The sequence below is a fragment of the Leptolyngbya cf. ectocarpi LEGE 11479 genome (assembly GCF_015207065.1).
In the GTDB taxonomy this organism is placed as follows: Bacteria; Cyanobacteriota; Cyanobacteriia; order Phormidesmidales; family Phormidesmidaceae; genus Leptothoe; species Leptothoe ectocarpi.
In genome coordinates, this window is record NZ_JADEXP010000343.1 from 1 (window position 1) to 6,928 (window position 6,928).

Here is a 6,928-nt window from a genome sequence, read left to right on the forward strand (position 1 = left end):
GCTATTACAAGCTATTTCTCAAGCAACGATTTCACAGTCTGTAACGTCTCAGACAGTGGCCCAGCTGATGCAGCAGATTACCCAAGCATCCAAGCGGACGTCCGATTCTTCTCTCGCAGTGGCCGGCAATCTCAAAAATACGGTGGAAGTTGCCCGTCAGCTGGAGTCTGTTGTAGATCAGTTTAAAGTTAACTCTGAAGCAGAGTAAGCCGTGGTTGATGACATGGGACTAGATTGATGTGTACCTGATGATTTATGTTCCACGGCGATCGGCTCATGCTCATCTTTCTCCCTCTTCTATCTCAAACTAGTTTTGCTCTCTTAAACTTAAAACCATGTCACAAGCAGATCGTGAGGTCTGGCTCAACTTTTTAGACGAAGTTGATGAATATCTCAACACCATTGAATCAGGTTTAATCGGACTCGCCGAGAGGGGGATCAACCCTCAACAGATGGATGCGGCTTTGCGGGCAGTGCATACGATTAAGGGCATCGGTTCGATGATCGAGTGTCCATCAATGAGTCATTTGGCCCATAAATTCGAAGATTCACTCAAAATTATTAGGGCTCGTCGAGACGCGATCCAGGTGGATGCTGCGCTGGAGATGCTTCTCCTGCAGGGGTTAGATCACATGCGTCAGGTGAGTTCACTCCATCGACAGGCGCTGCCGATTACGGAAGATTGGCTGATGGAGCAGGCTCAGCCTACTTTTGAGAAATTACGTGACTGTCTAGGGGACGTTCAGCCCAGTGATGAACTGGCCTTACTGGCAGAAGATTCCGATGATGACACGGCTGTCATCATGTTTGGTACTGAAGTTGAAGAGTTATTGGAGCGGCTGACATCGGTTCTGGCGACACCGGGGTTACCCTGCCTGCAGTCAGAATTGGAAATGATGGTAGAGGAATTGCAGGATCTGGGTAGAATGCTCCAGATTGATGCGTTTACCGCTCTATGTCATTCAATTCAGCAGCAGCTGGTGATGGCGTCTCCTAGCCAGGTTGAACCGATTGCCCGTCAGGCTTTAGCCCTGTGGGAACGGTCTCAGGCTCTCGTCATGGTGGGTAAGTTGGATAAGCTACCCACCATGATGGAGCTAACGGATGATGACCTAGTACCTGAGCCCCACCCGGCATATGATGCTCTTGACGAGCAGACAGATGACGAGCAGACAGATGACGAGCAGACAGATGACGAGCAGGCCGATATTATCATCGAACCCTTGCAGAGTGACGGGCTAACGAATGGGCCGCCTACAGATACAGAGGTTCCCGATTTTACCCCGCTTCTGTCTCCAGAAGACTCTGACACAGAGATCGCTGAGTTTGAAGCCTTTCTGACAGCAGCTAATAGTGATTTAGATAACGCTGCCATTGAAGCGTTAGTATTTGATACCAGTATTGATCATGGTGTGGATACGGTTATTGACCTGACCCTTACAAATGGGTTAGAGGAGACCGAGACAGCTGAGACCACCCCAGCGGGAGCAAATGAGCCTCTAGAGATACCGTTCTCTGTAACCGAGGATGCGATCGCAGATGATGCTAATCCTATTGGCGATGTCGATCTGACTGGCATTGAGGCGGCCATTGAAGATCTTGACCCAGAAGATTTTGACCCGACTAACTTTCAGGTTGATGACGCCTTCTCCCCTGACCTATCGGACCCAGCTCTGTTAGACAGTGAAACAGGTTTAGAAGATATCTCTGCTTCATCGGAAGCAGAATTTGACGATATCTCCTTTGAACCCCAGGCCGAATATGCCTCATTTTTCCAGACAGAAGCAGACCCCGAGGAAATTGTTGAAATTCATGTGGAGCCCGTGGAGCCTGCCCCCAAGGCTCAAGAGCTGCCAGAAAATACTGTTCGGGTCCCCATTAAGCTGCTCAATCAAATAAACGATTTGTTTGGGGAATTGATTATCCAGCGGAACACCATGAATTCACGCTTGGATCAAATGGATGACCTGATTAAGCTGCTCACCAAACGCATGGGCAGCCTAGAAGGGAATAATGCTCAGCTCCAGACATTTTGTAACCAGCTGTCTGTGGATGCATCTGTGCCGGGGGCAAACCACGGGCCATACAAAACGACTCCTAATGAGCAGCTGTTGCAGACCCACCAGACAGGTCTCGAATCAGCACTGCTGGGGCCGTTCGCCGAACCAGCATTCGACAGTTTGGAACTTGACCGCTACAGCGATCTGCATCTCCTCTCCCAGGACCAGCGGGAAACCCTGGTACAGCTGCGGGAGGTGACCAGCGATGTCAAGCTCAATATGCGCGAGATTAAACAGGCGTCTAGCAATCTCAACCGCACTGCTAAAGCCCTGCAGACCAATGTGACTCGGGCTAGAATGCGACCCCTATCAGATATCGTGGAACGCTTCCCCAGAACCGTGCGAGAGCTGTCTCTACAGTATGGCAAAACCGTGAACCTCAAGATCTCGGGGGGATCTACTCTGATTGACCGGTTTGTGGCCGTGCAGCTGCGCGATCCCCTGATGCATCTTTTGCGTAACGCCTTTGATCACGGTATTGAAGATGCTGAAATTCGTCAGGCCCAGGGGAAGCCATCCCAGGGCACCATTGAGATTCAGGCATCTCATCGAGGTAACCAAACCCTGATTTCCATCAGTGATGATGGCTCAGGCATTGACTTGAATAAAATTCGCGATCGCGCCTACCAAATGGGTCTAACCAAAGAGCTGCTAGACACCATGAGCCAGAGCGAGCTGCTGGGAATGATTTTTGAACCTGGCTTTAGTACGGCTGCACAAGTGACTAACCTATCGGGTCGCGGCATTGGTATGGACGTAGTCCGCAACAATCTAGAACTCATTCGCAGTGAGATTAAAGTCGATACCCAGGCGGGCCTTGGGACAACATTTACCATTGGTGTCCCCTTTACCCTCTCCATTGTGCGAGTACTGCTGGTGGAAATCGGCGGCATGCGGTTGGCGTTTCCAACCGACGGCGTGGAAGAGATGATTCGCTTTAACACCGTACAAGTATTTGACTCACCAGACCAGCAGGTGATCAATTGGGAAGGTCTAACCGTTCCCCTGATTCATCTGGAAAAGTGGTTAACGTTTCGCGGTCCGTTGCGCTCACCCACCCCAGACGCGTCACCGATTATTAGTGAGCCGTCCATTATCATCGTCAGCCAAGGCGAGCGTCTAAGCGGTCTCCATATTGACCGCTTTTGGGGAGAACGAGAAGTTGTTATTCGTCAGGTCGAGAATGTTATCAGTCTACCTCCAGGCTTTACAGGCTGCACCATTTTGGAAGACGGCCATGTGGTTCCCCTGGCCGATGCTAGCAAACTCTTAGAATGGATCGAGCAAGACAGTCAGGATGAAGACCATCAGCCTCGACGCTGGCAACAGCTGCTGCAGTCCAGTGTTGCTCCCGAACCACCTCAACAGCTAGCCTTACCCCAGGCACAACAAAATAATATCTTGGTGGTGGACGACTCTATCAATATGCGTCAGCTGTTGAGAACGACACTTGAGCAAGCAGGCTATGGCGTAGAACAAGGCAAAGACGGACAAGACGCAGTAGATCAACTGTTGGGAGGGCTATCCGTGGATGCCATTGTCTGTGATATCGAAATGCCGCGTCTGGACGGATACGGCGTCCTAGCGGAGATAAAAGCTGATGCTCAGCTCAAAAATTTGCCCATTATCATGCTCACCTCCCGTGGTAGCGAAAAACATCGCCAGCTGGCAATGCGTTTAGGCGCAACTGCTTACATTACTAAGCCCTATCAGGATCATGAGCTACTGCTAATGATTGAGCAGGTACTTCAACAACAACCCGTTAGTACAGTGCAATAAATCTCCATGGCTATTTTATCTACTCGAAAATCTCGACGGTTGAGACCTCATCACAGTGAAACCATTCGGCAGGTTATTGTTTTTCAAATCCAGCGAGAATGGTTTGCGTTACCTATTTTTGCGGTTAAAAAAGTCGTCCCTAAAAGCGACACCCACGGAGATTATCACGGTTCTGGTGCCGGACTGACCATCTATGAAGGCAGAGAACTACTGGTGCTAGATGTCAACCAGCAGGTTTTTGGTGGGACTTCACCCCAGTTGGTTCCCGCCCTGGCCGCAGAGCCCGCACATTTTGAGCCTACGCAGTTTGGCAATGGCTATCTACTGATTATCCGCGATCGCAAAGGAGAGTTAGTTGGGCTACCCATTGAAGCAGCCCCCACTGTCCGCCGGATTGCCCAGTCCGACATTGTACCCTTACCCGCCAACTATGCTGCTAGGGTCAATATTCAATGTGTTAGCGGGCTGATTATACAATCTGACAATCAGTCAATTCTTTTTCTCTTAAATCCAGATCAGCTATTACAGGCCCAGCCTCTGCTGCCACCCGCTTTCTAGGCACCCATCCTCTTTACAACTAATGGCAGCCCCAGGTATTAAGAAATACTGATGTTTTTTAACAATCTCAATTTAAATGTCATCATAGTGGATTGTTGAAAAGTTGGGGTGCTCCGGCTACTACAAACTCACCATGGCATACATATGTGAACTCTCCCCTGGTCATCATGTCTATCTAGACAATCAGGGAAGTCAAACCATTATTACAACATCAATGGGGTCGCCGGGACAGCAGCAGCAGGCCAGCAACAGTATGACGACAGGTCCCTGGACCGCCCCTCCAGAAGGGTATCAAAGTGCCACAGGAGCTGTATTCAAACTGTTTACAGCCCAAGGAGAGATCTGTATCTATGTGCAAGGTAACAGCGTCAGCATGACCGGTAGCGCGCCGTCAGTTGCCGGAGCACAGCAGCTGTCAGTGCAGCCAACAACAGCGATACCCACGGCTCCCTCAATGCCATCAATGGAGCCCATGCAGCCAATGCAGCCGATGACCATGGGCAACATGCAAATGACGACGAGCCCTATGGAAATGCGTATGGGGAACATGGAGTTGAAGATGGACTCTGTTCAGCCAGCATCGCCACCCGCCGCCACTCGAAAATTTTGCAGTCAGTGTGGTACCAAAGTCGCTCCAGAGGATCGTTTTTGCTCTAGCTGTGGTCATGCGCTGAGCTAAGGAGTTCTTTTCTGGAGCTGATTTAGCCTCCCCATAATTGGCGTGTGTGACAGGTTGTTATCGCCCGCTCGCTTCGAGTTGCGATCGCACATGATAACAGTCTTCCCTGAATCTTACCCTAGCTGAAAATTCTATTTATAAGACACTAGGGATAGACGACGTACGATCTTCTAGATGGTATCCTGCGAGTCATGGCCAGTGTTTAAACAGCAATATTCAGAGAAGTTGCAATAGATAACAGCTAGCGATGGTTGCCTAATTCCGTATTAATTTTCCTCCATTTGTATGAACGTTTACAATTCAAAGGCCCGATAACAGTTAATCAATAAATTACACGCTTTGAGGACGCGACTAGTGTTCAAAACCTATGATCCTGGTGATTTTTATGATGAGCTGTTTATCAGTCGTGGAGTGCCTCGACCAGAAGCAGAGCTATTGGTTCAGCGCATTAGCAACATTTCCATTGATGAGCTCACCCTGCGGCAGCAGATCGCTCAGAACATGTTGTTCAAGCTAGGGGTAACGTTTAACGTCTACAGCGACAATAAAGGGACAGAGCGAATTTTCCCGTTTGATGTGGTGCCTCGGGTGGTGCCTAGCAGCGAGTGGCAGTGGCTAGAGCGGGGGTTAAAACAGCGGATTGAGACGCTAAATTGTTTTTTGAACGATATTTATAACGACCAAAAGATTATCAAAGATGGTATTATCCCTCGCGAGGTGATCGAGTCGGCCACTGGTTTTTTAGAGCCCTGTCTGGGGTTAAAGCCACCCAAGGGAATTTGGTGTCACATTACCGGCACAGACCTGGTGCGCGATCGCAACGGCAGTTGGTATGTCCTTGAAGACAATCTTCGCTGTCCGTCGGGAGTCTCCTACGTCCTAGAAAATCGTCGGGTGATGAAAGGCGCTTTTCCGGCCCTGTTTGAAGCCCTGAGTATCAATCCGGTGGATGCCTACCCCAGTCAGCTACTCACATCTCTACTGCATTTAGCTCCGGATGGTGTGCCCACTCCCCAGGTGGTACTGCTCTCTCCAGGCATTTATAATTCCGCCTATTTTGAGCACTCGTTCCTAGCCCAGCAGATGGGCATTGAGCTAGTAGAAGGCAGGGACTTAGTGGTGGCAGATGGCTATCTGCAAATGAAAACCACTAAAGGCTTACAGCGGGTGGATGTGATTTACCGTCGCATTGACGATGAGTTTTTAGACCCCCTTGCATTCCGTCCCGATTCTCTCCTGGGTGTGCCGGGACTGATGGATGTGTATCGTCAGGGCCGGGTTGCGATCGCAAATGCTCCGGGTACCGGTGTCGCCGACGACAAAATGATTTACAGCTATGTCCCCGACATGGTGCGCTATTACCTGGACGAAGAACAGATCATCCCTAACGTCCCCACCTATCTCTGCGAAAACGATCAACAGCAGGACTATGTACTAGATCATCTAGACGAGCTAGTGGTCAAGGCTACCAACGCCTCCGGCGGCTATGGCATGCTGGTAGGTCCCCATGCTACTGCGCCCGAGCGCGATGCCTTTGCCGACCAGATCAAGGCTAATCCCAGGGGGTATATCGCCCAGCCCACCCTGTGTCTATCGCGGGTGCCAGCATTGATCAACAGTGAATTTCAGGGCTGTCATGTGGACCTGCGGCCATTTATTTTGAATGGTCAAGATATCTATGTAAATCCGGGAGGGCTAACGCGGGTGGCCCTAAAAAAAGGCTCGTTAGTGGTGAACTCTTCCCAGGGCGGCGGCAGCAAGGACACCTGGGTGGTTGGAGCGATGAATTAAATGGATCAATCATCATCCTGAGCCTCCCATGCAAACCATTATTTAGGTCGTCATACCATGC

At 50.2% G+C, this 6,928-nt stretch carries 5 protein-coding genes; all 5 read left to right on the plus strand.

The features are described 5' to 3' along the window. Positions 1 to 208: hypothetical protein (locus IQ260_RS25075; protein ID WP_193995811.1), on the plus strand; the 208-nt coding region annotated here is incomplete at its 5' end. A gap of 127 nt (positions 209 to 335) precedes the next feature. Next, positions 336 to 3,839, plus strand: coding sequence for a hybrid sensor histidine kinase/response regulator (locus IQ260_RS25080; RefSeq protein ID WP_193995812.1), 3,504 nt, complete (start codon positions 336 to 338; stop codon positions 3,837 to 3,839). Between the two features lie 6 nt (positions 3,840 to 3,845). Next, positions 3,846 to 4,397, plus strand: coding sequence for a chemotaxis protein CheW (locus IQ260_RS25085; protein WP_193995813.1), 552 nt, complete (start codon positions 3,846 to 3,848; stop codon positions 4,395 to 4,397). Positions 4,398 to 4,530: 133 nt separating this feature from the next. Continuing rightward, a complete protein-coding gene (locus tag IQ260_RS25090) occupies positions 4,531 to 5,076 on the plus strand; it encodes a zinc-ribbon domain-containing protein (protein ID WP_193995814.1) in 546 nt (181 codons plus the stop codon). A 354-nt stretch (positions 5,077 to 5,430) separates the two neighbouring features. Then, positions 5,431 to 6,867 (plus strand): circularly permuted type 2 ATP-grasp protein, encoded by a 1,437-nt coding sequence (locus IQ260_RS25095; protein ID WP_322745041.1) that lies wholly within the window; start codon positions 5,431 to 5,433, stop codon positions 6,865 to 6,867. Positions 6,868 to 6,928 lie beyond the last annotated feature (61 nt).